The following is a 26,274-nucleotide window of genomic DNA, read 5'->3' as shown; positions in this document are numbered from 1 at the left end:
GGAGGCGACTCGGGAAGGACGGGTGGCTCGGAAAGGACAGGTGGCCGGTCAGAGCAGCGACGCCGCTGCGGCGTCGGCCAGGACAGTGACCCGGCCGTGCAGCTGCAGTACCGATGCCGGGCAGTCCCGGCTAACCGGTCCCTTCAACGCCGCACGGAGCGCCTCGGCCTTGCCGGCGCCCTGGGCGATGAGCAGCAGGTGCCGGGCCGCCAGGATGGTGCCCAGCCCCTGGGTGAGGCAGTGCGTCGGAACGTCTTCGGGAGAGTCGAAGAACCGCTGGTTGGCGCTGCGGGTGTCCTCGGTGAGGGTTTCCAGCCGGGTGCGGGATTCCAGCTCTCCGCCGGGTTCGTTGAAGGCCAGGTGCCCGTTGCGTCCGATGCCCAGGACCTGCAGGTCGATCCCGCCGGCTGCCGCAATCTGCTGTTCGTACCGGGCACAGGCGGCCTGGTGGTCTCCGGTGTGCGGATTGGGCACGTGGACGGTCTGCGGATCCAGCCCCAGCGGTTCTACGATTTCGCGGCGCAGCACCTCGGCATAACTTTCGGGATGACCCGGCGGCAGCCCCACATACTCGTCGAGCGCAAACCAGGTGACACCCCCGAAGTCCCGGGGGTTCGCGGCCAGCGCGGTGTACAGCGGCGACGGCGAGGAGCCGGTGGCAACTCCGATCACCGGTTCCGGCCGCGATGCAAGCGCCTCGAAGACACAATCAGCGGCCACCGGACCGAGGTCCTGAGGTTCCAGGCACCTTACCTGGACAGCGGCGGTGCCGCGCAGCATTCCGGTGTTCACGGGGCATCACGCAGCTTCGCCAGCTGGGCCCGGATTCCGTCGAAGTGCCGCCGCAGCCGCTCCGACGCCAGTTCCTTGTCTCCGGCCTTGACGGCCTCAACAATGCCGCGGTGGACCGCAGCGTTTTCCACGAGGTTGACCAGCGGATCCCCGCCCAGCTCCTGGTGGATCTGGCGGTAGACCTTCCAGAAAACGGACATCAGGTTGGAGAGCAGCTCATTACCGAGGGGTTCAAAGAGCTGGTAGTGGAACTTTTCGTCCACCTCGGTGAAGGTCCTGCCGCTGGCTGCCGCGGCTTCCATGGCCCCGACCGTCTCCTCGATCTCGGCCAGGTGCTCCGGTGTCCACAGGTCCATCGCCTCACCGATGAGCCCGGCTTCCAGTGCCTGCCGGACATCCACCAGCTGCAGCGCCTCTTTGCCTTCATGACGCAGGGAGAGCCTGCCGCGGAAGGTCAGGCCGTCCGCCAGGGCATCGAAATTCGCCGGGGCCACAAACATGCCGTAGCCGTGCCGGATTTCCACAACGCCCAGCGCCTGGAGCACCTTGAGTGCCTCGCGCAGCGTGTTCCGGCCGATTCCGAGCGCGGCGACGAGCTCTGCCTCGGTGGGAAGGGCGTCGCCGGCCTTCAGGTCACGCTCGAGAATCAGCTCCATAATGTCGGCCTGCAGCGCCCGCGAGCGGTTTTGGGCGCTGAACCGGGCCGCCGGCGGTGAGGCGTAGGGCAGGCTCATAGGTCCTCCTGGGACAACGAAAAGGTGTGCACGCGGCGTAACAGTACCCGCATGCTCAACAGGTTATAGGATGTCCTATCTTTACGACAGGGTTGCTGATTCTTAATTGTGATTCGCTTGACGTGCTGTTGTGAGGAACCTTACAGTTCTGAACAAGCATCGGACATCCTACGTCCGATAAGTGACATGGATGGCGAGGCAACAGATGAGCAATTCTTTTGAAACCAGCGCGCTGCTGAACGACTCAAGCCGCCGCAACTTCCTCAAGCTGGCGGGCGTCATGGGTGCCGCCGCAGCTTTTGCAGGCTCGATTTCAGCCTGCAGCCCCGGAGGAAGCCCGGCCACGGGCGGCAGTGCCGCCGCCGCAGAAGGCACGGGATCGATCGAGGCCGGCATTTCCTACCAGCTCTCAACCGGGTTTGACCCCATGCTCTCCACGGGAGCAACACCCCAGGCCGCAAACCTGCATGTGTTTGAGGGCCTGACCGAACTTCACCCCGCAACCCGCGAGCCCTACCTGGCCCTGGCCGCCGCAGAGCCCGTCAAGGTCGACGACACCACTTACGAGGTGAAGCTCCGCAGCGGCGCGAAGTTCCACAACGGCGACCCGGTGACCACCGAGGACGTTGTGTTCTCCTACGAGCGGGTTCTCGATCCGGCGAACAAGTCCCTGTTTGCAGGGTTTATCCCCTTCATCGACACCGTGACGGCCAAGGACGACTCCACCGTCCAGTTCAAGCTCAAGTACCCGTTCCCGGGCTTCAGCCCCCGTATTTCCGTCATCAAGATCGTGCCGAAGGCCGTTGTGACCGCCGATCCCGCGGGCTTCGACCTCAAGCCGGTCGGCTCCGGACCGTACAGCCTGGTTTCCGCAGTCAAGGAAGACCGGATCGTCTTCAAGAAGTTCGATGACTACAACGGCAAGTACCCGGCCCGCGTCGCAGACATGACCTGGCTGCTGCTGGCTGATCCGGCCGCACGCGTGGCCGCCGTTCCGTCCCGGACCCAGGCGATCGAGGACGTCCCCTACCTGGACGTGGACCAGCTCGCCAGCAAGGTTGATGTGGAGTCCGTGCAGTCCTTCGGCCTGCTCTTCCTGATGTTCAACTGCCAGAAGTTCGCTGATAAGCGCGTCCGCCAGGCACTGCACTACGCCATCGACACGGACGCAGTGATCACCAAGGCCCTGCTCGGCAACGCCACCGCGGCGACGTCCTACTTCCAGGAGGGGCACCCTTCCTACACCAAGGCCGCCGGCTCCTACGGCTACGACGCCGAGAAGGCGAAGTCGCTGCTCAAGGAGGCCGGGATGGAGAACATCACCATCACCCTGACCTCCACGGACACCGGCTGGGTGACCCGCGTAGTGCCGCTGATCAAGGAGTACTGGGACGCCATCGGCGTCACCACCACCCTGGAAATCCTCCAGTCCGCGGCGGTTTACGCACCGGAAAAGGTGGGCGGAAAGAACTTCGACGTGCTGTGCGCACCGGGTGATCCCTCGGTCTTCGGCAACGACGGCGACATCCTGCTCAGCTGGTTCTACCGCGGCGCCACCTGGATGGAAAACCGCGCCGGGTGGAACACCACCCCGGAGTACGCGTCCGTGCAGACCAAGCTGGACGAGGCCGTGAAGCTCGACGCCGACAAGGCCAAGGGTATCCACGGCGACGTGGTGGACATTGTTTCCGAGGAAGTCCCGCTGTACCCGCTGTTCCACCGCAAGCTGCCCACCGCCTGGGACAGCAACGCGCTGGACGGCTTCCAGCCGCTGCCCACTACCGGCGTCTCCTTCATTGGAGTCGGCCGCAAGTAACGGCACATCCCCGGCGGGGCGCCCACCTGCGGCGTCCCGCCGGATTTTTCCTGCGCATTGGAGTTATTGAGTGACAATGTTTATCCGCCTGCTTGGGCGCCGGCTTGCTGCCCTGCCGATCATGCTGCTGGGCGTGACGGTCATGGTGTTCATCGTGCTGTCCGTGGTCCCAGCAGACCGCGCCACCGCCGTCCTGGGTGAAAACGCCAGCGAGGAAGCCAAGGAGGCCTGGCGTGAAGAACGCGGCCTCAACGCTCCGCTGGTTGTCCAGTTCCTGCGCTACCTGGGCGGCGTTATCCGGCTGGATTTCGGCGTCACCAACCCGCCCGAAGAATCCGTTGCCACCAAGATCGCCGCGGCCTTCCCGGTCACCCTGCAGCTGACCTTCCTGGGCATCCTGCTGGCCATCGTCCTGGCCCTCACGCTCGGCATCACCGCCGCCCTGTACCGGGACCGCTGGCCGGACCAGGCCATCCGCATCTTCTCCATCGCAGCCATCGCCACCCCGTCCTTCTGGCTGGCGATCCTGCTGATCCAGTGGTTCGCCCTTCCAGAGGGATCCATCTTCCCCACCGGCGGGCTGGCCTGGGCAGAGCAGTACGGATTCGTGGGGTGGCTCTACTCCATGACGCTGCCGGCGCTGGCCCTGGGCATTCCCGTCTCGGCCTCGCTCATCCGCGTGGTGCGCACCTCCATGGTGGAGGAGCTGGACCGCGACTACGTCCGCACCGCGATCGGCAACGGTGTCCCCTACCGCACAGTGGTGGCCCGCAACGTCCTGCGCAACGCCCTGGTCACCCCGGTCACCGTACTGGGCCTGCGCGTCGGCTACCTGCTCGGCGGCGCCGTCGTCATCGAGAAAATCTTTAGCCTCAACGGCATGGGCGACCTGATTGTGGTGGGCCTGACGACGTCGGACACCAACCTGGTCCAGGGCGCGGTGCTCACCATCGCCGTCGCCTTTGTCCTGGTCAACATCGTGGTGGACCTTCTCTACCTGCTCATCAACCCCCGAATCCGGACGGTGTAACCATGCGCAACTCACTGGCCGAACGGCTCAGCAACACCGGAGCCCGCTTCACCGCTCTGAACCTCAGCTCCAAACTCGCCCTCGGATTCCTGACCTTCATCGTCCTGGTCGCGATCTTCGGGCCGCTCTTCGCCCCGTTCGAAGAAAACGAATCCAGCGCACCCGTGCTGCCGCCCGGCGGCGAACACATTTTCGGCACCGACGGTTCCAGCTACGACGTGTTCTCCCGCATGCTCTACGGAGCACGGGTGTCCATCGCGATCGGCCTCGGCGCCGTCGCACTGGCACTGATCCTGGGCTCCATCCTCGGTGCCGTTGCAGCCACGTCGCGCAAGGCCGTCAGCGAGACCGTGATGCGCATCCTCGACATCATGATGGCCTTCCCCGGCATCGCGCTGGCCGCCGCCCTGCTCTTCGCCCTGCGCGACCACTCACTGAACCTCTTCGGCTCCACCGTTCCGGTGATCATCCTCGCGATCGCCATTGTCTACACCCCGCAGCTCGCCCGCGTGGTCCGGGCCAATGTGCTGGCCCAGTACGGCGAGGACTATGTCCGGGCCGAACGCGTGATCGGCGCCAGCCGCACCTACATCCTGCTCAAGCACATTGCCCGCAACTGCGCCGCACCCGTGCTGGTGTTCGCCACCGTGATGGTCGCCGACGCGATCATCCTCGAAGCGTCCCTGTCCTTCCTGGGCGCCGGTGTGCAGCAGCCCGCCGCGTCCTGGGGCAACGTGATGGCAGACGGCCGCAACGTGGTCTTCAGCGGTTCCTGGTGGCCCACCACGTTCGGCGGCATCACCATTCTGCTGACCGTCCTGGCGCTGAACATCCTCGCCGAAGGCCTGACCGATGCCATGGTCAACCCGCGGATCCGCAAGCCGCGGAAGGGTACGCAGGCGCCTGCCGCCGTCGACGCCGTCGCCACCGCCGCCCAGCCGTCCGCCCTGGATGCAGCGGGCACCTCGCTGACAGAATCCGGCAGCGGCCGGCCTCCCGCAGAGGAAGCCGCCACCTCCACGGGAGCCAATGTTCACAAACCGGGCTCGCTGGAAGCCCTTGCCGCCGAGCTGGAGATGCTCGCCGCCGTCGAGGCGACCCGCACCGACCGGCTGCCCGCCGTGGCAGCGGACGCCCCGGTGATCCTGGAAGTAAAGGACCTCTCCATCCGCTTCCCGGAGCGCTACGGCGACACCGCCATCGTGGACCGGGTCAGCTTCACCGTCCGCGAGGGCGAGACCATGGGTCTGGTCGGCGAATCCGGCTGCGGCAAGTCCATCACCTCCCTGGCGATCATGGGCCTGCTCCCCCGCACCGCGCAGCTGACCGGGTCGATCCGGTTCAACGGCAAGGAACTGCTCACCAATGATCCGAAGGAACGCGACCAGCTCTACAAGGGGCTGCGCGGCGAGCAGATCGCCATGGTCTACCAGGACGCGCTGAGCTCCCTGAACCCGTCCATGCTCATCAAGGACCAGATGCAGCAGCTCACCCGGCGGGGCGGCCGCAAGAGCCCCCGCGAACTGCTCGAGCTGGTGAAGCTGGATCCGGACCGCACGCTGAAGAGCTACCCGCATGAGCTCTCCGGCGGCCAGCGCCAGCGCGTGCTTATCGCCATGGCGCTCTCCCGTTCCCCGAAGATCGTGGTCGCCGACGAACCGACCACCGCACTGGACGTCACCGTGCAGAAGCAGGTGGTGGACCTGCTCAACGAACTGCGCGAGCAGCTCGGCTTCGCAATGGTCTTCGTCAGCCACGACCTGGCCCTGGTGGCCTCGCTGGCCCACCGGGTCACGGTGATGTACGCCGGACAGGTAGTGGAGTCCGGAGACGTTCCGGACCTGCTGGGCGACCCCCGGCACGAATACACCCGCGGCCTGCTGGGAGCGGTGCTGTCCATCGAGGCCGGCGCAGAACGCCTGCACCAGATCCAGGGCACCGTCCCCTCCCCGCGGGACTTCGCCCCGGGCGACCGCTTCGCCGAACGGTCGCTGCGGCCCGACGCCGATCCGAACCAGGTCCTGGAATTTGTCCAGGTGGGCGAAACCAACCACTACTGGGCCAGCCATGAGACGTCCCACCGCCAGGACCTCGTGGAAACCGGCACAAGCGCAAGGCAGGAAGCATGAGCAGCACGGACAGCAGCAACAGCCCCGTCCTGGAACTGAAGGGCATCAAGGTCCATCACCGGGCCCGCACCGGGTCCCTGTTCCGGCCCAACATCGTCAAGGCCGTGGACGGCGTGGACTTCACGGTGCGGCGCGGTGAAACCGTGGGCATCGTCGGCGAATCCGGCTGCGGCAAGTCCACGCTGGCTTCCGTCCTGGTGGGACTGCAGGAGCCCACGGCAGGGGAAGTCCTCTTCCAGGGAACCAAGGTCAGCACCCGGGCCTCCTCCTCGAAGAAGACCTTCGGCCGCGCCGTCGGCGTGGTGTTCCAGGATCCGGCCACCGCCCTGAACCCGCGCATGACCATCCAGGACATCCTGACCGACCCGCTCCAGGTACACGGCATCGGCAACCAGCAGACCCGGCTGGCCAAGGTCCGGGAACTCCTGAGCCTGGTGGGGCTGCCGCAGTCCGCCGCCGAGGTAACCCCGCACCAGGTCTCCGGCGGGCAGCGCCAGCGCGTCGCCATCGCCCGGGCGCTGTGCCTGGATCCGTCGGTGATCGTGGCGGACGAACCGACGTCGGCCCTTGATGTTTCGGTGCGTGCGCAGGTCCTGAACCTGCTCTCCGACCTGAAGCGGGAACTGAACCTCGGCATGGTCTTTATTTCGCACGATATCCAGACCGTCCGCTATGTCTCGGACCGGATCTGCGTGATGTATTTCGGGCGCATCGTCGAGGAGGGCCCCGCCCGCGAGGTCTTCGACCGGCCCACCAATGATTACACCAAGAGCCTGCTCGGAGCAGCGCCCAGCCTTTTGCACGTCTAGAACTAGAACCAAGCACTGGAGAACCACTTGTCACACACACCCACATCCCGCTTCCACGGCGTAGTCCCGCCGGTTGTCACACCCCGCACCGCAGACGGGGCCGTTGACACGGCGTCGCTGGAAAAGCTGACCAAGCACCTGCTCGAAGGCGGCGTTTCCGGACTGTTCGTCCTGGGTTCCTCCGGCGAGGTTCCCTACCTCACCAATGACGAGCGGGACGTCATCATGCGTACCGTCGCCAGCGTTAACGCCGGCGCTGTGCCCCTGATCGCCGGGGCCTGCGAGCAGACCACCCCGCGTGTCATCGAGGAGGGCCGCCGCCTGATCGACCTGGGCGCCGACGCCATCGTGGCGACCTCGCAGTTCTACGCCATCTCTGATGCCGCCGAAACCGAAACCCACTTCCGCTCCCTGCACGCGGCCCTCGATGTGCCCCTGTTCGCCTACGACGTTCCGGTCCGCACCCACTTCAAGCTGCCGCTGCCCGTGCTGGTCCAGCTGGCCCAGGACGGCGTCCTGGCCGGTGTCAAGGACTCCTCCGGCGACGACGTTTCCTTCCGCCAGCTGCTGCTGGCCACCAAGGATCTGCCGGACTTCGCCGTGTTCACCGGCCACGAGGTAGTGGTGGACGGCGCCCTGCTGGGCGGCGCCCACGGCGTGGTTCCCGGTCTGGGCAACGTGGATCCGGCCGGCTACGCGGCACTCTATGCCGCGTCCCAGGCAGGCAACTACGCCGAAGCAGCCCGGATCCAGGACCGCCTGGCCAACCTGTTCAACATTGTTTACGCACCCACCCCCGGCCGTGTCTCCCCCGGTGCCGCAGGGCTGGGCGCCTTCAAGACCGCGCTGGTGCTGCTGGGCGTCATCGAAACCAACGTTATGTCGGCTCCGATGACGGCACTCAATGAAGCCGAGACCGCCGTGATCCGCACGGTCCTCGAGCACAACGGGCTCCTCTGAGTTCCATGCGCCACGTCATCGGGATCGACCTGGGCGGCACCAAGACCGCGGGCGGAATTGTCGACGGCGGAGGGAACGTTGTGTTCTCCTCCACCGCCGCCACCCCCGCGCAGTCCGGCGCTGCAGCGGTGCTGGAGAATACCGCCGTCCTGGTCCGGTCCCTCCAGCGCGAGGCGGCCCGGCGCGGCCTGGACGTCGACGCGCTGGGCATCGGCTCGGCCGGTGTGATCGACTCCGGGCGCGGCGTGGTGGTATCCGCCACCGACGCCATCCTCGGGTGGGCCGGAACAGCGCTGACGGCTGAACTCTCCGCGCTGACCGGCCTGCCCGCCACCGCCCTGAACGACGTCCACGCCCATGCGCTCGGCGAGAGCTGGCTCGGTGCCGGGGCCGGGGTGCCCAGCGTCCTGTTCATCGGGATGGGCACCGGCGTGGGCGGCGGCTATGTACTGCACGGCGAATGCATCGAAGGCGCCAGTTTCACGGCCGGGCATGTGGGCCACTTTGCGTCCCCGTTCGCCTATGAGGCGGGGGCGCCGCTGCCCTGCAGCTGTGCCGGTGCCGGGCATGTGGAAGCCGTGGCCTCCGGGCCGGGAATCCACGCGCTCTACCGGCGCCTGGGCGGACGCGCTGCAGAGGGCGGAGGGGCGGAGGACACCCGCGCTGTCTACCGTCTCGCGGCCGACGGCGATCCAACCGCTTCCGAGGCCCTGCGCCGCGGTGCGGCTGCTGCCGGATCCGCGATCGGCGGGCTGGCCAACATCCTGGATCCCGCCGTCGTTGTGGTTGGCGGCGGACTGGCCTTCGCGGGCCCGCTCTGGTGGGACCGGATGGAAACCGAAGCCCGCCGGGAACTGCTCCCCCCGCTGGCGAACCTGCGGATAGTTCCCGCACAGCTGGGCGAGACGGCAGCGATCCGCGGTGCCGCCCGCCGGGCCCTGATTCTCTTCCCTGTTACCGAAGGCACCCATGTTTAAGCTCGAAGCCCTCCGCTCCTCCCTGATCGTGTCCTGCCAGGCCTACCCCGGCGAGCCAATGCGTGATCCGCGCACCATGGCCCAGGTGGCACAGTCCGCGGTCACCGGCGGTGCCGCGGCCGTGCGGGTGCAGGGCATCAGTGACATCCAGGCGGTGCGCTCCGCCGTCGAAGTTCCTGTGATCGGACTCTGGAAAGACGGGCACGACGGCGTTTTCATCACTCCCACGCTGCACCACGCCCTGGCCTGTGCGAGCGCCGGCGCGCACATCGTGGCGCTGGACGGGACCCGCCGCGGACGTCCGGACGGACTGTCCCTGGCGGAGACCATCGCCGGTGTCCACAAGCACTCCCCCGCCCTGGTGATGGCCGACTGCGGGTCAGCGGCCGACGCCGTGGCAGCCGCCGAGGCAGGCGCTGACATTATCGGCACCACCCTCGCCGGATATACCGGTGAGCGGGAGAAAACCTCCGGACCGGACCTGGAACTCCTGCAGGAGCTCATGGCACTGGATCTGGGCCTGCCCGTTATTGCCGAGGGCCGGATCCACACCCCGGCCCAGGGTGCGGCCGCGCTGCAGGCGGGCGCGTTCGCCATCGTCGTGGGTACCGCCATCACCCATCCGGCCACCATCACCAGCTGGTTCGCGGACGCCCTGGTTCCGTGATCTCTTTTCGGGACCGGGTGGACCCGGAGCTCCTGCCGGGCCTGGCGTATTCGGAGGCGTTTCCGCCGCCGGTGACGCCCGGTGAGCTGGCGGAGTTCCGTGCCCGGGCCGCCGCGCCGTCAGCTGCGGTGGCCGCTGCGGGCGTGGAGGTCCGGGACATCTCGGCGGACGGCCTTGCCCTGCGGGTGTTCACTCCGCCTGGCCCGGGACCGCACCCGGCGGTGTACTGGCTCCACGGCGGCGGAATGATTGCCGGCAGCGTGGAGCTGGATACCGCGTACTGCTCTGCCCTGTGCTCCCGGACGGACACCGTAGTGGTGGCAGTGGACTACCGGCTGGCACCGGAGCATCCGTATCCGGCCGCCTTGGAGGACGCGCTGGCGGGTCTGCAGTGGCTGTTCGCCTCCGCAGAGGAGCTCCGCGTGGATCCGCAGCGCGTAGCCCTGGCCGGTTCCAGTGCCGGCGGCGGCCTGGCGGCAGGGCTGGCGCTGCTGAACCGGGACCAGCAGGGTCCCTCACCCGCGTACCTGTATCTGATGTACCCCATGCTCGACCCCACCCACAGCTCCGGCTCAGCCCGCGAGTTCACCGGGATTCCCACCTGGAACCGGGCCCACAGCCAGTTCGCCTGGAACTGCTATTTGGGTGCCGGTGCCGGGAGTGCCTCGCCGTACGCTGCGCCGGCACTGGCACAGGATCTGTCCGGACTGCCGCCCACCCTGATCCAGACCGGTGAGCTGGATCTGTTCCGGGACGAGGACATCAGCTTTGCGCTGCGGCTGCTCCAGGCCGGCGTTGCGGCCGAGCTGCACGTTTATCCGGGCGTGTATCACGGCTTTGAACTGAACTGCCCGGAATCCTCAGTGGGCAGCCAGTGCCTGCGAGACCGGGACCAGGCGCTGGTCCGGGCACTGCACGGTGCGGCTTTGCCTGCTGCGCTGCCAAGGCCGGTTTCCCCAACGATTTCCACCCCCACCCCCAATACCCCCGCGGAAGGTTCACTGTTATGAGGCTCGAAGGCTGGCACATCGTCATCATCGTCGTTCTGGCGATCCTGCTTTTTGGTGCACCGAAGCTCCCCGGCCTGGCGCGCAGCGTCGGCCAGTCCCTGCGGATCTTCAAGTCCGAGGTGCGGCAGCTGAAGGACGAGGACGGCCCGTCGGCACCCGTCACGGACCCCGTGACCGGCGCCGTCATTCCGCCGGTGGTTCCTGCGGCCGGCACCGCCCAGGCCTCCACACCCCCGGCCTCCACACCCCCGGCCGGCGCTCCGGTGCCGCCCGCCGGAGTGCCGCACCCCAGGGATTAGCCCCCGGCAAACCCAGCAACAAAGACTCCGGGGCTGCCGGTCACCACTGGTGACCGGCAGCCCCGGAGTCTTTTCTGTTTCTTTGGGTTCAGCCGGAGCGCTCTACTTCAGCCGCACCGGCTCACCCAGAAGCCGCCCTGCTGCGTTGCCCGCACCGGCAACGCTCCAGGTGGTGTCCGGGACAAAATAGCCGCGCGTTACATCCGCGGCGGTCACCGTGTGCTGCGGGGTGGAACAGGTGTAGCTGGCACCAGCACCCAGGCCCAGATACCGGCAGTTGCCCGCTCCGGGCGGCAGGAACGGACTGAAGTTGCCGGCCGCGGGGGTTACGGACGCCGTCGCAGTCCCGGTGTTACTGACCGCGAACCGGTACGGAACCGATTCACCCGCGGTATAGGGGTTGGCAGTGACATTCCGCCCGGTATCCGTGCGGCTGCCGGTGACGGTTACCCCGGCGACCGCCGCCGTCGGAGCCTGGATTCCGGACTTGAGCGCAACCGGATAGCCGAGCACCTTGTCGGTGCCGGTGGCAGCACCGGAAACGGACCAGGTGGTATCCGGCACAAAGTAGCCATCGGCGGCTTCTTCCGCCGTCACCGTATGGGCCGGTGTGCTGCAGGTGTAGGACGCCCCCGCAGCCAGCGAGAGGTAGCGGCAGTTGCCCGTGCCCGGAGCGGTCAGCGGCGCGAAGTTGCCTGCGGTGGGGGCGACGGCGACGGTGCCGGTGTTTTTGTTGGTCACGGTAAAGCTGTAGCTGACTGCCTGGCCCGCGGTGTACGGGTTGGCCGCGAGGTCGCGGGAGGTATCGATGCGGGTCCCGGAGATCTCCACCCCGGCGATGGTGGTGGTGCTGGGCGCCGGGGCCGGGGTGCAGCTGTTGAGCCAGCTGTCGCTGAAATTGGCGAATACAATCCCGTTGCTGTAGTTCGATTCATAGAGCACACCGACCTGCCCGCTTTCCAGCCGGGTCACGGTGGAATAGGCGGAGAATCCGGAGCGGATGGTGCGGGGAACTCCCCAGGTGGCGCCGTCGTCGCAGGAGACCCGGGCGGAAACATTCTGCCGGTTGTCCGGATGGTCGGCATTGGTGAAGATCAGCTTCTTCGCGTCCTCGCTGCCGGCGGGAGCATCCGGGAAGAGCCGGGCAATGGCCGCGTTGTTCGCGGGATCGGTCAGGGCCGTGTCCAGGGTGACGGGCCCATAGGTGGCGCCGCCGTCGGTGGAGATGGCCACCTTGCGGGCATTGTCCGCGGCGTTGTTGGAGCGGGAGTTAAGCATGACCCGGCCGTCGGACAGCTCCACGGTCTTGTTTTCATCCATCCGGGTGCCCACGTTGGCACCCTTGACCCAGGTGGCACCGTGATCATCGGAGTACACGCTGTAGGCCTGGATCGCGTTGGTGCCGTCAGCCTGCCGGATGTCACCGGCAAACTGCTGGACCAGCCGGCCGGCGTTGGCACCGTAGCGCAGCTGGATCCCTTCGCCGGAGCTGGCGAACATGGCGCGCACGTCCCCGGGCTGCGGGTTGGTGGTGCTGGCGCCGGGCTTGACCACGGTGGTGATCAGCCGGGGCTTCCCCCAGGTGAGGCCGCCGTCGCTGGATTCGGTGACCTGGGCGCTGAGGACGTTGCGGTTGGCGTCATCGTTGCCGAACGAACCGCTGCCGAAGCCGGTGTTCTTGGAATAAACCGAGAACAGGAACAGCTTTCCGGTCTCGGCGTCGTAGACGAAGCTGGGATCGCTGTAGCCGTACTTGCCCGTGCCGTTGTTGGCCGCGTCCGCGAAGCCCGCCAGGATGGTTCGCTGGGTGTCCCAGGTGGCGCCGCCGTCTGTGCTGCGGCGCATCACGATCGAGTTGGGGTTCGGTGAGTCCGCGGCGTTGGTGGGCCGTCCGTCCCAGGCTGCGACCACCACGCCGTCGCCGAGGTAGCTGAGCGCGGGGATGCGGTAGGCAGCAAACGGACTGACCACAGTTGAGCCAAGGTTCTGCTCGCTGAACGTCCCCGGCGGGTCGGTGGGAGCCGCCGCAGCGGGGACTGCCGCCACCAGCATTCCGGAGAGGGCTACAACGCCGGCCAGGGCAGCGGCGCTCAGGCGCTTGAAGGGCCTTCGGCGATATGTTCGGGACATTCCGGTCCTTTCAGTGGGCCGGCACGGGCACCGGCTTGGGGCTTCTGCCGCCAAACCGGCGGCAGAGCCAGCCCTCCCCCGGACAGTCACCGCTGCAGTGCTGCACAGCCTGACGAAATCCAACGTTGGACATCCTACAACCGTAGTGATGCGTCTCACTAGGAGCAATGGAGTCCGTGGTTTTTGGAGTCGGGGAACCGAAAGTTGTTGTGACTGCCGATCGAAGTGGCCCCGGGTGGGCCGGGATGCCTCCGCGGACTCCCCGGCCCCCGCTGGCTTCCCGGCTCCGAACGGCCGGTGTTTCTAGCGGCGTCCCAGCACGGCGACCAGGAAGTCCGATTCGACGTCGAACGGGCGCAGGTCCCAGGTGGAGAACTTCTGCTGCAGAACCAGCCCGGCCGCCGAGGCGTCCTCGAAGAACGTCCCGAAGTCATAACCGCGGCCGGCTCCAAAGCCCGCCACGATGCGTCCGTTGGGGGCGAGGTGCCCGCGCATGCGTGCCAGGACCTCGGGGGCGGTTCCCGGCGCGAGGAAGGTCATCACATTGCCGGCGCTGACGATCAGGTCGAACGGCTCGTCGATCCCGGCAGCGGGCAGGTCCAGTTCGGCCAAATCCATGGTGAACCAGGGGACATCCGGGAAATCCTTCTTCGCGGCTGCGATCAGGTCCGGATCCACGTCCACACCGACGACGTCGTGTCCGCGGCGGGCGAGTTCCCCGCCCACCCGGCCCGGGCCGCTGCCGGCGTCGAGAATCCGGGCTCCGCGCGGCAGCATGGCGTCGATCAGCCGGGCTTCACCGGCCAGGTCGGCACCCTGCTCCCGCATCTTCTCGAAGCGTTCGATGTACCAGGCTGAATGCTCCGGGTTCTGGCGTTTTTTGGCTTCCCACAGGGTTTCTTTGCGCACCCCTCAAGCCTACGCGTCCAGCAGTGATAGAAGTCCTGGGGCCAGGCCTAGACCCCGTTGATGCGGATCTGGTTGCCGGCCGGATCGCGGAATGCGCAGTCGCGGATGCCGTAGGGCTGGTCGGTCGGTTCCTGGATGACTTCGGCACCGGCGGCCTGCACCCTGTCGAAGGCAGCGTCAACATCGGGCGAGGCCAGGACGATCGTGGCGAAGGTTCCCTTCGCCATCATCTCGGCGATCATCCGGTTCTCCTCCTCCGTGATGCCGGGATCCGCCGACGGCGGGTAGAGGACCACGGAGACTTCCGGCTGGTCGGCGGGGCCTACGGTGATCCACCGCATTCCCTCATAGCCGACGTCGTTCCGTACTTCGAAGCCCAGGGCGTCGCGGTAGAAGGCCAGGGACTCATCGGGGTCGGTCTGGGGCAGGAAACTGTTGTGTATGTTGAGGTTCATGCCGGTAACGATAGTTACCGGGCCGCGGGCTGCGCTTCTCGATTCCTGACCGGCTTGAGGACCCTCTTGGCCATGCAGGCGGGAATCCCGTTCACCGACTCAGCATGCTCGCGCCGGTAGATACTCGGCGGCACACCCACCAGTTCGGTGAACCGGGTGCTGAACGTGCCCAGCGAGGAACAGCCGACGGCGAAGCACACCTCGGTGACGGAGAGGTCGCCGCGGCGGAGCAGTGCCATGGCCCGTTCGATCCGCCGGGTCATCAGGTAGGAATACGGTGCTTCGCCGAAGGCCCGCTTGAACTCCCGGCTGAGGTGCCCGGGGGAAAGGTGTGCGTCGCGTGCGAGCGCCTCCACATTCAGCGGCTGCGCGTATTCCCGGTCGATCCGATCCCTGACCCTCCGCAGCACCACGAGATCGCGCAGGCGCTGTTCATGGGGTGCACGGGTGGGCATGCGGCTACTTTAGGCCCGCGGGAGGGGACAGCGGTAGGGGGTACGGCAGGCACTGACCGTCCGCCCATCGTTCGGAACCACCGAACGGGTCTGCGGAAGAACCCGCTGGCCTCCGCCGTCCCCTCCCCACAGGATGGACTTATGAACCTGTCCGCTCCAGAGACCTCCAATGACGGAGGAGCCCGCGTAGAGGCGGACATCGTCTTTGCCTCCCGGCCTTCCGGTGACCTGTTACTGGACCTCTACCATCCGCCGCGGGCTGAGGGCCCTGTACCCGTGGTGCTCTGGCTGCACGGCGGCGGCTGGTTCACCGGCGACCGTGCCTTGGCACCGGACCTGGCCCGGCATGCCGCAGCCACCGGGTGCGCCGTGGCCAGCATCGAATACCGATTGTCCGGGCAAGCACTCTTCCCCGCCCAGCTCTTCGATGTGCGCGAGGCCATCCGCTTCCTGCGTGCCGGTGCTGAACGGTTCGGCCTGGATCCGTGCGCAGTCGGGGTGTGGGGTGCCTCGGCGGGCGGACACTTAGCTGCTCTGGCCGGACTCACCGGTCACCTTGCCCAGCTCCCCGGCGAACCTGCACCAGAGGGCGAGGCTGATGCCTCCGTGCAGGCTGTGGCTGAATCCTACGGTCCGGTTGACCTGGCCGCCGTGGTCGCCGAAGCTGAGGCCGCTATCCCGAGAATGAACGGAGCATCGTCGCCCGAGGCCCGGCTTCTGGGAGGCCACCCGGCCGGACTACCGGACCTCGCACGGTATGCCAGCCCACTCAGCTGGATCAGTGCGGCCGCTCCTCCGTTCCAGATCTCCCACGGCACCGGTGACGTCCTGGTTTCCCACCGGCAGAGTGAGCTGCTGCATGAGGCCCTCACCGCAGCCGGCGCTTCCAGCGAGCTTCACCTTCTCGATGGCTACCGGCACGGATTCCTCAATCCGCCCGGCTTGCTGGACGTGCAGCTCAGCGGGGTCATGGACGACGGGCGGCTGTTGGCCGAGGAACCAACCCCCTCCCTGCGCCGCACCTCGGCTCAACCTGACCTGAAGGAGACGGTGTTCGCCTTCGAAGACATCGAGGTTTTCTTCCGCCGCCATCTCTTCGCTGAAACAGCAGAATCTACGGAAGGAAAACCCCTTGACCAGTACCAATCTTGAGACCATGCAGGGGCTCGCGCCCGTTGTGAATGCCCTGCCCGGTGAGCCCGTCCCCTACTACCTCGCTTCGGGCGAGGGGCTGCGTTACGAATGCGATGGCCAGCTATGGACAGTCATTGCCAGAGGAACCGACACCGGCGGGCTGTTCGATGCCGCCTACATCCTCGGTCCGCGCGGGGCGGAGTCGCCCTTCCACAGCCTTCCGTCACATCAGCGCTCCTATTTCGTTATCGAGGGAAGCGTACAGTTCTGGCTCTCGGGGCAATCCCGGATCCTGGTGCCGGGGGACTCCATCCACGTCCCCGAAGGGGCTCCGGTGGCCTACCGGATGCTGTCCCACATGACCAGGCTCCTGTTCTTCTCCGCCCCCTCCGGGGCGCTTGACGCGCTCACCGGAACGCGCCGGACCGTGGACCGCCACGTCTATTCGACGGAAGGAACAGGCGAACTGTATCTGCCCGGCACCGCCCAACTGCATGATCTGCCGCGCGTCGCCGCACAGGAGATCTGGGACGAAACCCTTCCAGCAGCGGAGGAGGGGTACTTCGTCCGCTCCCGCGGAGGTGACCGGCGCGGGTGGCCCGACTCCCTTAACGCCTACGCGGCCCGGGGCCGCACCACGGGTGGCCGGTATTTCGCGGTCAACACCCTCGCCGCCCCGCAGCCCTACATCATCCGGCACTTCCACCAGCAGCACACCGAAAATTTCCTCTGCCTCACCGGACGCATCTGGCTTTGGGTCAACGGCCAGGAGCTTCTCCTCACGGCTGGGGACTTCCTGCATGCTCCTGCCGGAACGGTGCACAGCTTTGCGATCGCTGCCCACAACACCCAGATGCTCGGACTGCTCACGTCGGACGTTTTCGAGCCGTTCTTCGATGTCACGGGTGTACCCACTGATGAGTTCGTGCACACCGAAGGCTTGATCGACCCGTCCGTGGTTATGCGCGGGATCCAGAGCACCCCGGATCTGGACCTGGTGGTCGTGGGCGGTCCGCCGGAACGTGTCCGGGCCGCCGGACTGTAGCGGTCTGGCTGGTCCACGCTGCCGTGATGCCTGCCGTGCCGCCCCGGGCCCTGCTGGCAGGATAGGTCCAAACCCGCCACTTGTGGCAGGACCACACCAAACAGACGAGCAGCACTATGGACCTCACCATTCATCACCTCCGGTGTTTCTTAGCCGTGGCCCGGGAACTGCACTTTGGCCGGGCGGCCTCGCAGCTGCATCTGAGCCCGTCGGCGCTCAGCGAGCAGATCTCAAACCTGGAGGGCCGGTTGAACCACCCGCTGTTCCACCGCTCCTCACGCACTGTGGAGCTAACCGACTACGGTCAGCGGCTGCTTCCCCTGGCGCAGGAAGCGGCCGCAGCGATGGACAAAGTCCTGGAGTGGGGTGAGAAGGCAGCGGAAGAAGCCCACCTCAGGGTGGGCCTAATGGTCTCCAGCACCGGCTTCCGCACCATCATGGCTGCCGCTGCTCAACAGATGCCCAGGGTGCAGTGGGACATCCGGCAGCTGGGATTCCTGCATTGCTTTGATGCGCTGGAAAAGAACGAGGTGGACTGTGCCTTCATCATCGACCTCGGCCTTGAGCTGCCTCCCAAATTTCGGTCTGTCCCGCTCTGGCAGGAACCCTGCGTGCTCGTCGCCTCCGAACAGCACCCACTGGCCGGCCGGGCAACCGTGAAGCTGGCCGATCTGACTGAGGAAACCTTTATCAGCGTCCGGGACGCGGAAGCATCCACCCGCTGGTTCGGCGCACTGGACGCCGTCGGCGGTGCACCGCGGATGCTGGCCGCTGCACGAAACTTCGAAGAGGTCCTGGAACTGTGCAGCGCCGGCCTGGGCGTCAATATCGCCGGAACTGCCGCAGCAGACACGTACGACCGCCCGGGACTTCGCTTTATCCCGATCGAAGACGCGCCGCCGGCCACCACCACACTGTTCCTCCGGTCAGGCAAGACCTCACCGGCGCTGGATCAATTCATTGGTCTGGCAACAGCGCTGGCAAATTCCTGAACCTGCGGTCCGCGGCCTGAATGATCTGTCCTCCGATATGACATAAATCGATGCCAGGCATCTAATTCATGAAAATTATTGTGGTCCACCGGTTTGGCTGGAAGCATCCTTGCAACGCACCGCGCTGCATTGGGCCGGGCCGGACAGGAAGACCTAGGAAAGCAGGCAGAGTCATGAAGGCGAAATCCAGAGGATTCGGACGGGCAGCAGCCAGCATCGGCATGATCGCTCTGCTGGTCACGGCAACCGGATGCGGCAGGTCCGCGGCCCCGGCAGCCGACGGCGGCAGCTCGGCTTCCGCCTCCGTGGACGCAGGCGCAGCAGCCGAGAGCCTGGTTCCGGCGGACCTCCGCGAGAAGGGAGTCCTGAAGGCCGCGACCGCCGAGGGGTATCCCCCGATGGAGATGTACAAGGAAGGCACCACCGAACTGATCGGTGTGGATCCGGAACTGGCAGAGCTGATTGCCGGGCAGCTGGGGCTGAAGTTCGAGATCACCAATGCCTCCTTTCCCGGCCTGATTCCCGGCCTGCAGTCCAACCAGTGGGACCTGGCTATCTCCTCCATGAGCGACACCGAGGAACGCCGGCAGGCAGTCGACTTTGTCGACTACTTCGTTGCTGGCGGCGCCATCATGGTCAACAAGGGCAACCCGGAAGGCATCACCGGCATCGCCGACCTGTGCGGAACGAATGTGGTCGGAGCCAAGGGATCTTCGAACCTCGCCATCCTGCAGGACTACTCGGAGACCGAGTGCAGCACTCCGATGACCATTTCGGAGTCGGAGGACGCTCCCACCGGGCTGCTGCAGCTGGACACCGGCCGGGCCATCGCCACCGTGGTCGACTACCCGGTCGCCGCCGAGCTGGCGGCCAAGTCCGGCAAGTACGAGGTGCTGGAAGAGCAGTACGAGGCAGGCCCCTGGGGCATCGCCGTGGACAAAGCCGACCGGGAGCTGACCAACGCGGTGAAGGCCGCCCTGCAGGAACTGATCGACGACGGCCGGTACCAGGCCCTGCTGGAGAAGTACGGAGTGTCCAGTGCCGCCGTCGAGACCGCTGAAATCAATGCCGGCCAGTAATACCGACACCTCGGATTCAGCGCGCACGGACGCCGCGGAGCTTCCGCTCAATGCCCGGCGCGCACCCGCGTGGGGGCGCTGGATCGGCGGTGCGGCCGCCGCGGTTTTCGGGCTGTGGGTCCTCTACGTCCTGGTGGTGACTCCGAACATCCACTGGGACGTGGTGGCCGGCTCCCTCACCGCCGGGCCGGTCCTGGAGGGCCTGTGGGTGACCATCGCCCTGAGCACCATCTCCATGGTCATCGGGATCGTCATCGGACTGGTGGCTGCGGTTATGCAGCTGTCCAAAAACCCGGTGCTCCGGCTCGTCGCCGGCGCCTTCTCCTGGTTCTTCCGCGGCACGCCCCTGCTGGTACAGCTGCTTTTCTGGTTCAACCTCGGCGTGATCTTCCCCCGGCTGGAGTTCGGCATCCCGTTCGGCGGGCCCAAGCTCTTTGGCGTGGAGGCGTCCATCATCACGCCCTTCGTAGCCGGACTGCTGGGCCTGGCGATCAACGAGGGGGCCTACATGTCGCAGATCATCCGGGCCGGCATCCTCTCGGTTGACAGCGGGCAGCGTGAAGCTGCCGAGGCCATGGGCATGTCCCGGGGCCGCATCATGAGCCGGATCATCCTGCCCCAGGCCATGCGCATCATCCTGCCGCCCACCGGCAACCAGTTCATTTCAATGCTCAAAACCTCCTCGCTGGTTTCGATCATCGCCGGCTCCGACCTGATGACGGTGGTGCAGCGGATCTATCTGGGCAATTTCGAGGTGATCTCGATGCTGATTGTCGCGTCCATCTGGTATCTGGTCCTGACCACGGTGGCCACCGTCGGCCAGCACTTCCTCGAGAAGAAGTACTCCAAAGGCTTTGACGGCAGAACTCCCGTACGGAGCAAAGTACTGGCAAATCTCTCCCCGTCATCCCTCAGAAAGCCAGGGCGCCATGAATGACCTGATTGTCCATGCCCGCTCCGTCCGGAAGAGCTTCGGGGAGAACAACATCCTCAAGGGAATTGACCTCTCCATCTCCGCCGGAGAGGTTGTCTGCATCATCGGCCCGTCAGGCTCGGGCAAAACCACCCTGCTGCGCTGCCTCAACCGTCTGGAAACCATCGATTCCGGCCGGGTGTGGATCAACGGAGAGCTGCTGGGGTTCGTGGAACAGCCTGACGGAACACTCCTGGAGCGCCGGTATGACGACCTGCGGCGCCAACGCCAGGGCATCGGCATGGTCTTTCAGCGCTTCAACCTCTTTCCGCACATGACGGCGCTGGAGAATGTGGTGGAAGGCCCCTGGAAGATCAAGGGTGAACCGCGTGCGGCGGCGGTAGCCCGCGCCGAGGATCTGCTGACCAGCGTGGGGCTCGGGGATCGGATGCATTTCCACCCGGCCCAGCTCTCCGGCGGCCAGCAGCAGCGCGTGGCCATCGCCCGGGCGCTGGCCATGGAACCCCAGCTGATGCTCTTCGATGAGCCAACCTCGGCGCTGGACCCGGAGCTGGTGGGTGAAGTGCTGGCAGTGATGCAGGACCTGGCGGACTCCGGGATGACGATGGTGGTGGTCACGCACGAGATGTCGTTCGCCCGGACGGTCGCCGACCGGGTGATCTTTATGGCGGACGGCGTCGTTGTGGAGTCCGGCAGTGCCGAACAGGTCCTGTCCGATCCGCAGCACCAGCGCACCGCCGACTTCCTGGCCAGGGTCCGCTAGTGCCGGGCGTTTACCTGCTGCGCGGTGGACTGGTGGTCGACGGCAGCGGGGCCCCTGCCGTGCCTGCCGACGTCGCCCTGTCCCACGGGCGCGTGGTGCCGCCGGGAACCGTCGACCCGCAGGACGCGGCCGTTCTCGACGTGACCGGTCTGGTGGTCAGCCCGGGATTCATCGACGTGCATACCCACTCCGATGCGACCGCCCTGGATCCCCGCCCCACTCCCCCGGACCTGGCCTGGGCCGCGGCACGGCAGGGCGTCACCACGGAAATTGCCGGCAACTGCGGCTACTCCCTCTTCCCCGCCGCCCAGGACGGCGCGCATGCCGCGGGCCTGCGGGACTTCTGCACCGCACTGCTCGGCCCGGCCGGCGATCCGGTTCCCGGCATGGACGGCTTCGCCGAGCGTCACAACAATGCCGCACGCGTCAACAACATCGCGTCGCTGCTGGGGCATTCGACCCTCCGCGCGGCGGTTATGGGCTTCGCCCAGCGCAGCGCAGCGCCGGAGGAAACCGGCCGGCTGTGCACGCTGCTCGACGAGGCCCTGGCCGCCGGGGCGGCGGGATGGTCCTCCGGGCTGATCTACCCGCCGGGAACCTACGCTGACACCGCGGAGCTCATCGCCCTCGGCCGGATATCAGCCAGGCACCGGGCGCCCTACGTGACGCATCTGCGGGACGAGATGAGCGGCGTGGAAGCAGCCCTGGACGAAGCGCTGGAAATCGCCCGGCAGTCCGGCACGACCCTGCACGTTTCGCACCACAAAACCGCCGGCAAGTACGCCGTCGGAAAGTCCGCAGCGACGCTGGCCATGATGGACGCTGCACGGGCGGAAGGCCTGGACGTCACCTGCGACGTGTATCCCTATGTGGCGGGCAGTACGTCCCTGCACGCGATGCTGCCACCGTGGGCGTCAGCCGGCGGGTTCCAGGCCCTGCTGGCCCGGCTGGCAGAACCGGTGCAGCGGGAGCGGATGCGGGCCTCCATCGAACACGGTGAACCCGGCTGGGAGAACACCATCGGCAACGGTGGCTGGGACCGTATCGACGTCGCCGGCGCTCCGCGGCATCCGGCAGCCGAAGGGCAGAGCATCGCCAAGCTCGCGGCGCAGGCCGGGCAGGACCCGGTGGACTTCGTGGCGGACCTGCTGCTGGCCGAATCCGGAGCCGTCACCATCATTTCCCACTCCATGGATGAGGCGGACATGCAGCGCGTGCTGGCCCACCCCGGCACCATGATCGGCTCGGACGGTGTGCCGCGGGACGGCAAACCGCACCCCCGCTGGGCCGGTACCTTCGCGCGGATCCTGGGCCGGTACGTGCGTGAACTCGGCCTGCTCTCCCTCGAGGACGCCGTCCGGCGGATGACAGCACTGCCGGCCGAGCGGTTCGGGCTGGCCGGCAGGGGCCTGCTTGCCCCCGGAACCGTGGCCGACGTCGTCGTTTTTGATCCGGCGGCCGTGACGGACCAGGCAACGTTCACCGACCCGCTGCAGCTGCCGCTGGGCATCGAGCACGTCTTCGTCGCCGGGCAGGAGGTGCTCCGCGGCCAGCAGCTGACCGGCGCAGCTCCGGGCGTCGCCGTGCGGCGCCGGCCCTAGCGGTGCAGAACCGGGACACCGTGTCAGGAGGACGCGGCGTCGACGGCCGCCGCAAGCTGCCGCATCTCCGCATCCAGCCGCTGCGCGGTGTCCCGGAGGTGCTCCATAAAGGCGGGCACCAGCGGATTGGGATTGTCCGCCCGGGTGGCGGCCCGGATGTGCCGTGCCGACGGATGCGGGGTGGACAGTGTGCGCAGCGGCACCCGGCTGCGTTCCGCGACCGGTCCCAGGCTGAGCGCCGGCACCAGGGCAAAACCGATGCCTGCCGAGACCATGCCCAGGGTGACGTCGTAGTGGTCCGTCCGGCAGCGGACGTTGGGCGTGTAGCCGGCCGCGGCGCAGATCCGGTCCACGAGGGCCACCTCGTTATCCATTCCCTCGGTGGCGATCCACTGCTCGCCGGAGAGGTCCGCGATGCTGATCAGTCCCCGGGCGCGGGGCCGGTAGCCCGGGGGGACGGCAATGAAATGCGGATCCACCAGCAGCGGTTCATAGGTGACCTTCGGTGTCCTGCCCGGGCTGGTCTTGGGGGGTCCCGCCGAATAGTCGAAAACGACGGCGACGTCGAGTTCCGTGCTGAGCAGCCGCGGGACCAGCTCATGGGGCTGGCCGGGAATGAGGTTCAGTTCAACGTGGGGACGTCCGGCCATAAACGCGGACAGGGCAGTGGGCACCAGCTCAAGGCCGGCCGAGGCGAAGAATCCCAGGCTCAGGCGGCCGCGCTCGCCCCCGCCGAGCTCCCGGATTTCCTGCTCCGCCCGCTGCATCAGCTCCGCGACGGACTCGCTGTACTCCGCGAGCCGGCTGCCCGCGGCGGTGAGCCACACACCCCGGGGGCCCCGCTCGATGAGCCGGGTCTCCAGCTCGCGCTCGAGCGTCGAGATCTGGTGCGACACCGCGGAGGGCGTCAGCTGCAGCCGTTTGGCGGCAGCGGAGATGCTGCCCGTCCGGGAGACTTCGAGCAGGGCGACCAAGCGGGCGAAGGACAGCATGCCCGCCATTATTCCGCCTTGTCCCGGCCATATGAGAGCATTTCGCCATGCCCGTGAGTTCCGCCTACAGCGACGGCGTTCCAAAGCTCTCCTACCAAGCCGTCGACGCGGCAGGCCGGGTGCTGGCTTCCCGCGGTGCCGATACCGTTTTCTACTCCGCCAGCACCATCAAACTCGCTGTCCTGATCGCTGCCGTGCGGCAGATCGATGCGGGCCAGCTCAGCCTGCAGCAGCCGGTCACGGTGAAGGACCGGTTCCCCAGCCGCGTTCCGGGCGCCGGGGACTTCGTCTTCGAACCCGCAGAGACAGACCAGGGGATGCCGCCGGCCGGCAGCACCATTGCCCTGGCCGAAGCCCTGGGCCGGATGGTTTATGCCTCCTCCAACTCCGGAACCAACATGGTCCTGGAACTGACCGGCATGGAAGCGGCGGCAGAAGCCCTTGAGCTCTGCGGGGCGGCGTCGTCGCGCCTGGAGCGTCTCATCAGCGATCATCCCGCCCGGGATGCCGGGTTCACGCACGAAACGACGGCCGCCGATCTGGCCCGGATGATGCACACCATCGTTTCCGGTGCAGCGGCCGGACCGGCCGGCACCCGGTTTATGCTCGAGCAGCTGCGCCGCCAGGAGCATCCCGTGATTGGCAGCGCTCTGCCCGCCGCCGCCGACTGGGGCAGCAAGTCCGGCTGGGTGGACGGCATTCACCACGACGTAGCGTTCGTTGGGACCCCGGGCGCTGCCGGCTCTTATGTGCTTGCCGTCTGTACCCAGGGCTACGAGCAGGAGCAGGCCCTGGAAGCGATCCGGTCTGTCGCTTCAGCGGTGCAGTCTGCGCTGACTGTCTCGCTCCCGGCTGACGCCTGATTTACCGTAGGTGGGAGGCGCACGGTGCCGGGCCGGTGACGGGAAGGACCAGGCGATGAGCGACGCCGCAAAGATCAGCAGCCGGACGGGCGGAGTGCTCGCAGCCACCTGTATCTCCACCCTGGTGGTGAACGCGAATACCTCGGCAGTCAGCATCCTGCTGCCGGCAATCTCCGCGGATACCGGAATGCCGGTGACGACCCTGCAGTGGGCGGTAACCGGCTACTCGCTGATTGGCGCGGCCGTGATCGTCACCTCGGGATCGCTGGGCGACGTTTTCGGACGCCGGCGGATATTCCAGCTCGGACTGCTGCTGTTCATCGTGTCCTGCGTCATGATTGCGCTTGCCGGCTCGGGCGGGATGGTCATTGCGGGCCGCCTCATCCAGGGAGCGGCCGGCGCAACCATCCTGGCCTGCGGGCTGAGTCTGCTGTCAGTTGCGAACTCCGGCGACGCCCAGCTGCGGGCAGTGTCCCTGTGGGGTGCGGCTGCGGCTGTCGGCGCTGCGGCCGGCCCGTTGGCCGGGGGCCTGCTGGTTGACGCCACAGGCTGGCAGGGGCTTTTTTGGATCGACGCTGGCATCGCCGCACTGTGCGTGCTGCTGACAGCGGCAACCGTTGCCGAGTCGCGGGACCCGAACCGGCCGCGGACGATCGATTACGCCGGCACCGGTTTGATTGCCCTGACCCTCACCCCCCTCATCCTCGGCGTCACCCAAAGCGGGGAGTGGGGGTGGCTCTCCCCCGCCACTCTCGGCTGCTTCGCGGTCTCCATCGCCGCCGGTTATGCCTTCATCCTCGTCGAAGGGCGGGTGGCCGTTCCGCTCCTGGACCTCGCCCTGCTTCGCAACCGCGTCCTGGTCGGCTCGACCATCGCCATCCTCATCGGGGCAGGCACCATCAACGCCCTGATGTACCTGCTGAGCCTTTATTTCCAGGATCCGGCGACCTTGGGCCTCAACCCGCTTCAAGCCGGGCTGGCAATGCTTCCGGCAACGGTCGGGCTCGTGGTGGTTGCCCCGTTCGTGCCCAGGATGGCGGCGAAGATCGGCGGCCGGCAAACGATCGGCTTCGGTTTCGCCCTGACGACGGCTGGTTTCGTGATCGTGGGTTTCGTCCACGAATCGTGGGCCTATTCCCTGTTCCTGGCTCCGTTGATCGCCATTGCCGTCGGCATGGGCCTGTCCAACGGCCCGGCGTCGTCGGCAGCTACCGCTGCCGTCCCGGAGAACCAGGTGGGCGGGGCCTCCGGCGTATCCAACATGGCTCGGTATGTGGGCGCTGCGGTTGCCACCGCGCTGGCCGCCACCATCTACGGCAACGTCATCGGGGCCAGGACGGCGGACGGGGCATCAGCTGGCGACGCCCTCGCCTCCGGGCTGGCAGCGGCGTCGTGGGCGATGGCAGTCTTCAGCTTCATCGGAGTCCTGATGGCCTTCGTCATCGCGCGCCACCGCAGGGTGAAAGGCACAGTGCACGACGCCGCGGCCTCCGCCGCAGCCGCCACCTTCACGCTGCCGACCTCGGCGACACCGGCGGCTACGGAACAGGACCGCTGAGCGCGCCCCAATAACGGACCCTGTCAGGCCATTACGGGCACTGCGGCTAGTGCCCCGGGGTGCCGGGTTTCATACTTGAGCCACATCCCTGATTTGCCATCGTCGAACGGAGGCACTCATGAGTAAGCGAGCGATTTTTCG

At 67.0% G+C, this 26,274-nt stretch carries 25 protein-coding genes; 18 read left to right on the top strand and 7 right to left on the bottom strand.

The window, feature by feature from the left end; all coding sequences use genetic code 11:
• Window positions 1–48: 48 nt before the first annotated feature.
• Complete coding sequence (locus ArtHe_RS16665; protein WP_248317967.1) at window positions 49–792, bottom strand: glucosamine-6-phosphate deaminase; 744 nt, start codon at window positions 790–792, stop codon at window positions 49–51.
• On the bottom strand, window positions 789–1,526 hold the full coding sequence (locus ArtHe_RS16660; protein WP_248317966.1) for a FadR/GntR family transcriptional regulator: 738 nt from the start codon (window positions 1,524–1,526) through the stop codon (window positions 789–791). The genes ArtHe_RS16665 and ArtHe_RS16660 overlap by 4 nt, the downstream gene beginning before the upstream one ends.
• A 205-nt stretch (window positions 1,527–1,731) precedes the next feature.
• Here ArtHe_RS16660 and ArtHe_RS16655 point away from each other — a divergent pair, with 205 nt between their 5' ends.
• From ArtHe_RS16655 to tatA, 9 genes are all read left to right on the top strand, one after another.
• A complete protein-coding gene (locus ArtHe_RS16655; protein WP_248317965.1) occupies window positions 1,732–3,342 on the top strand; it encodes an ABC transporter substrate-binding protein in 1,611 nt (536 codons plus the stop codon).
• A gap of 70 nt (window positions 3,343–3,412) precedes the next feature.
• Window positions 3,413–4,372 (top strand): ABC transporter permease, encoded by a 960-nt coding sequence (locus ArtHe_RS16650; RefSeq protein ID WP_066299721.1) that lies wholly within the window; start codon window positions 3,413–3,415, stop codon window positions 4,370–4,372.
• 2 nt (window positions 4,373–4,374) lie between these two features.
• On the top strand, window positions 4,375–6,501 hold the full coding sequence (locus ArtHe_RS16645; protein WP_248317964.1) for a dipeptide/oligopeptide/nickel ABC transporter permease/ATP-binding protein: 2,127 nt from the start codon (window positions 4,375–4,377) through the stop codon (window positions 6,499–6,501).
• Entirely contained in the window at window positions 6,498–7,310 is an 813-nt protein-coding gene (locus ArtHe_RS16640; protein ID WP_066299715.1) for an ATP-binding cassette domain-containing protein, read from the top strand. Before ArtHe_RS16645 ends, ArtHe_RS16640 begins: the two co-directional genes overlap by 4 nt.
• Window positions 7,311–7,337: 27 nt before the next feature.
• The gene (locus ArtHe_RS16635) at window positions 7,338–8,270 is read left to right on the top strand and encodes a dihydrodipicolinate synthase family protein (RefSeq protein WP_248317963.1); all 933 of its coding nucleotides are present in this window, start codon (window positions 7,338–7,340) and stop codon (window positions 8,268–8,270) included.
• A gap of 5 nt (window positions 8,271–8,275) precedes the next feature.
• Entirely contained in the window at window positions 8,276–9,247 is a 972-nt protein-coding gene (locus ArtHe_RS16630) for an ROK family protein (RefSeq protein WP_248317962.1), read from the top strand.
• Window positions 9,240–9,914, top strand: coding sequence for an N-acetylmannosamine-6-phosphate 2-epimerase (locus ArtHe_RS16625; protein ID WP_248317961.1), 675 nt, complete (start codon window positions 9,240–9,242; stop codon window positions 9,912–9,914). The genes ArtHe_RS16630 and ArtHe_RS16625 overlap by 8 nt, the downstream gene beginning before the upstream one ends.
• The gene (locus ArtHe_RS16620; RefSeq protein ID WP_248317959.1) at window positions 9,911–10,924 is read left to right on the top strand and encodes an alpha/beta hydrolase; all 1,014 of its coding nucleotides are present in this window, start codon (window positions 9,911–9,913) and stop codon (window positions 10,922–10,924) included. Before ArtHe_RS16625 ends, ArtHe_RS16620 begins: the two co-directional genes overlap by 4 nt.
• Window positions 10,921–11,223, top strand: a complete 303-nt coding sequence (gene tatA, locus ArtHe_RS16615; protein ID WP_248317957.1) for a Sec-independent protein translocase subunit TatA — start codon at window positions 10,921–10,923, stop codon at window positions 11,221–11,223. The genes ArtHe_RS16620 and tatA overlap by 4 nt, the downstream gene beginning before the upstream one ends.
• A 102-nt stretch (window positions 11,224–11,325) precedes the next feature.
• On the opposite strand, the gene ArtHe_RS16610 is transcribed toward tatA, so the two are convergent.
• The 4 genes from ArtHe_RS16610 to ArtHe_RS16595 form a co-directional block, all read right to left on the bottom strand.
• Window positions 11,326–13,353, bottom strand: coding sequence for a sialidase family protein (locus tag ArtHe_RS16610; protein WP_248317955.1), 2,028 nt, complete (start codon window positions 13,351–13,353; stop codon window positions 11,326–11,328).
• Window positions 13,354–13,656: 303 nt separating this feature from the next.
• Complete coding sequence (locus ArtHe_RS16605) at window positions 13,657–14,262, bottom strand: class I SAM-dependent methyltransferase (RefSeq protein ID WP_248317954.1); 606 nt, start codon at window positions 14,260–14,262, stop codon at window positions 13,657–13,659.
• Between the two features lie 47 nt (window positions 14,263–14,309).
• Window positions 14,310–14,717: a VOC family protein gene (locus ArtHe_RS16600; protein ID WP_248317953.1), complete on the bottom strand. Its 408-nt coding sequence runs from the start codon at window positions 14,715–14,717 to the stop codon at window positions 14,310–14,312.
• A 14-nt stretch (window positions 14,718–14,731) separates the two neighbouring features.
• Complete coding sequence (locus tag ArtHe_RS16595) at window positions 14,732–15,172, bottom strand: helix-turn-helix transcriptional regulator (protein ID WP_066299691.1); 441 nt, start codon at window positions 15,170–15,172, stop codon at window positions 14,732–14,734.
• A 141-nt stretch (window positions 15,173–15,313) separates the two neighbouring features.
• On the opposite strand from ArtHe_RS16595, the gene ArtHe_RS16590 reads away from it, so the two are divergent.
• The 7 genes from ArtHe_RS16590 (at window position 15,314) to ArtHe_RS16560 (ending at window position 22,720) form a co-directional block, all read left to right on the top strand.
• On the top strand, window positions 15,314–16,324 hold the full coding sequence (locus ArtHe_RS16590) for an alpha/beta hydrolase (RefSeq protein ID WP_248317952.1): 1,011 nt from the start codon (window positions 15,314–15,316) through the stop codon (window positions 16,322–16,324).
• Window positions 16,305–17,351: a quercetin 2,3-dioxygenase gene (locus ArtHe_RS16585; RefSeq protein ID WP_248317951.1), complete on the top strand. Its 1,047-nt coding sequence runs from the start codon at window positions 16,305–16,307 to the stop codon at window positions 17,349–17,351. Before ArtHe_RS16590 ends, ArtHe_RS16585 begins: the two co-directional genes overlap by 20 nt.
• Before the next feature lie 116 nt (window positions 17,352–17,467).
• Entirely contained in the window at window positions 17,468–18,343 is an 876-nt protein-coding gene (locus ArtHe_RS16580) for a LysR substrate-binding domain-containing protein (RefSeq protein WP_248317950.1), read from the top strand.
• Window positions 18,344–18,516: 173 nt separating this feature from the next.
• Complete coding sequence (locus tag ArtHe_RS16575; protein WP_248317949.1) at window positions 18,517–19,422, top strand: ABC transporter substrate-binding protein; 906 nt, start codon at window positions 18,517–18,519, stop codon at window positions 19,420–19,422.
• The gene (locus tag ArtHe_RS16570; RefSeq protein ID WP_066299682.1) at window positions 19,409–20,359 is read left to right on the top strand and encodes an amino acid ABC transporter permease; all 951 of its coding nucleotides are present in this window, start codon (window positions 19,409–19,411) and stop codon (window positions 20,357–20,359) included. The genes ArtHe_RS16575 and ArtHe_RS16570 overlap by 14 nt, the downstream gene beginning before the upstream one ends.
• Window positions 20,352–21,119: an amino acid ABC transporter ATP-binding protein gene (locus tag ArtHe_RS16565; protein WP_066299680.1), complete on the top strand. Its 768-nt coding sequence runs from the start codon at window positions 20,352–20,354 to the stop codon at window positions 21,117–21,119. Before ArtHe_RS16570 ends, ArtHe_RS16565 begins: the two co-directional genes overlap by 8 nt.
• On the top strand, window positions 21,119–22,720 hold the full coding sequence (locus tag ArtHe_RS16560; RefSeq protein ID WP_248317947.1) for a D-aminoacylase: 1,602 nt from the start codon (window positions 21,119–21,121) through the stop codon (window positions 22,718–22,720). Before ArtHe_RS16565 ends, ArtHe_RS16560 begins: the two co-directional genes overlap by 1 nt.
• A 23-nt stretch (window positions 22,721–22,743) precedes the next feature.
• Here the strand turns inward: ArtHe_RS16560 and ArtHe_RS16555 are convergent, their stop codons facing one another.
• Complete coding sequence (locus ArtHe_RS16555) at window positions 22,744–23,721, bottom strand: LysR family transcriptional regulator (protein WP_248317945.1); 978 nt, start codon at window positions 23,719–23,721, stop codon at window positions 22,744–22,746.
• A gap of 38 nt (window positions 23,722–23,759) precedes the next feature.
• On the opposite strand from ArtHe_RS16555, the gene ArtHe_RS16550 reads away from it, so the two are divergent.
• Together ArtHe_RS16550 and ArtHe_RS16545 are read left to right on the top strand one after the other, a co-directional pair.
• Complete coding sequence (locus ArtHe_RS16550; RefSeq protein WP_248317944.1) at window positions 23,760–24,575, top strand: serine hydrolase; 816 nt, start codon at window positions 23,760–23,762, stop codon at window positions 24,573–24,575.
• Between the two features lie 55 nt (window positions 24,576–24,630).
• Window positions 24,631–26,133 (top strand): MFS transporter, encoded by a 1,503-nt coding sequence (locus ArtHe_RS16545; protein WP_248317943.1) that lies wholly within the window; start codon window positions 24,631–24,633, stop codon window positions 26,131–26,133.
• Window positions 26,134–26,274: the final 141 nt, after the last annotated feature.

This window comes from Arthrobacter sp. Helios, assembly GCF_023167125.1.
GTDB lineage: Bacteria > Actinomycetota > Actinomycetes > Actinomycetales > Micrococcaceae > Arthrobacter_B > Arthrobacter_B luteolus.
This window is presented reverse-complemented; position numbering and strand designations above follow the sequence as displayed.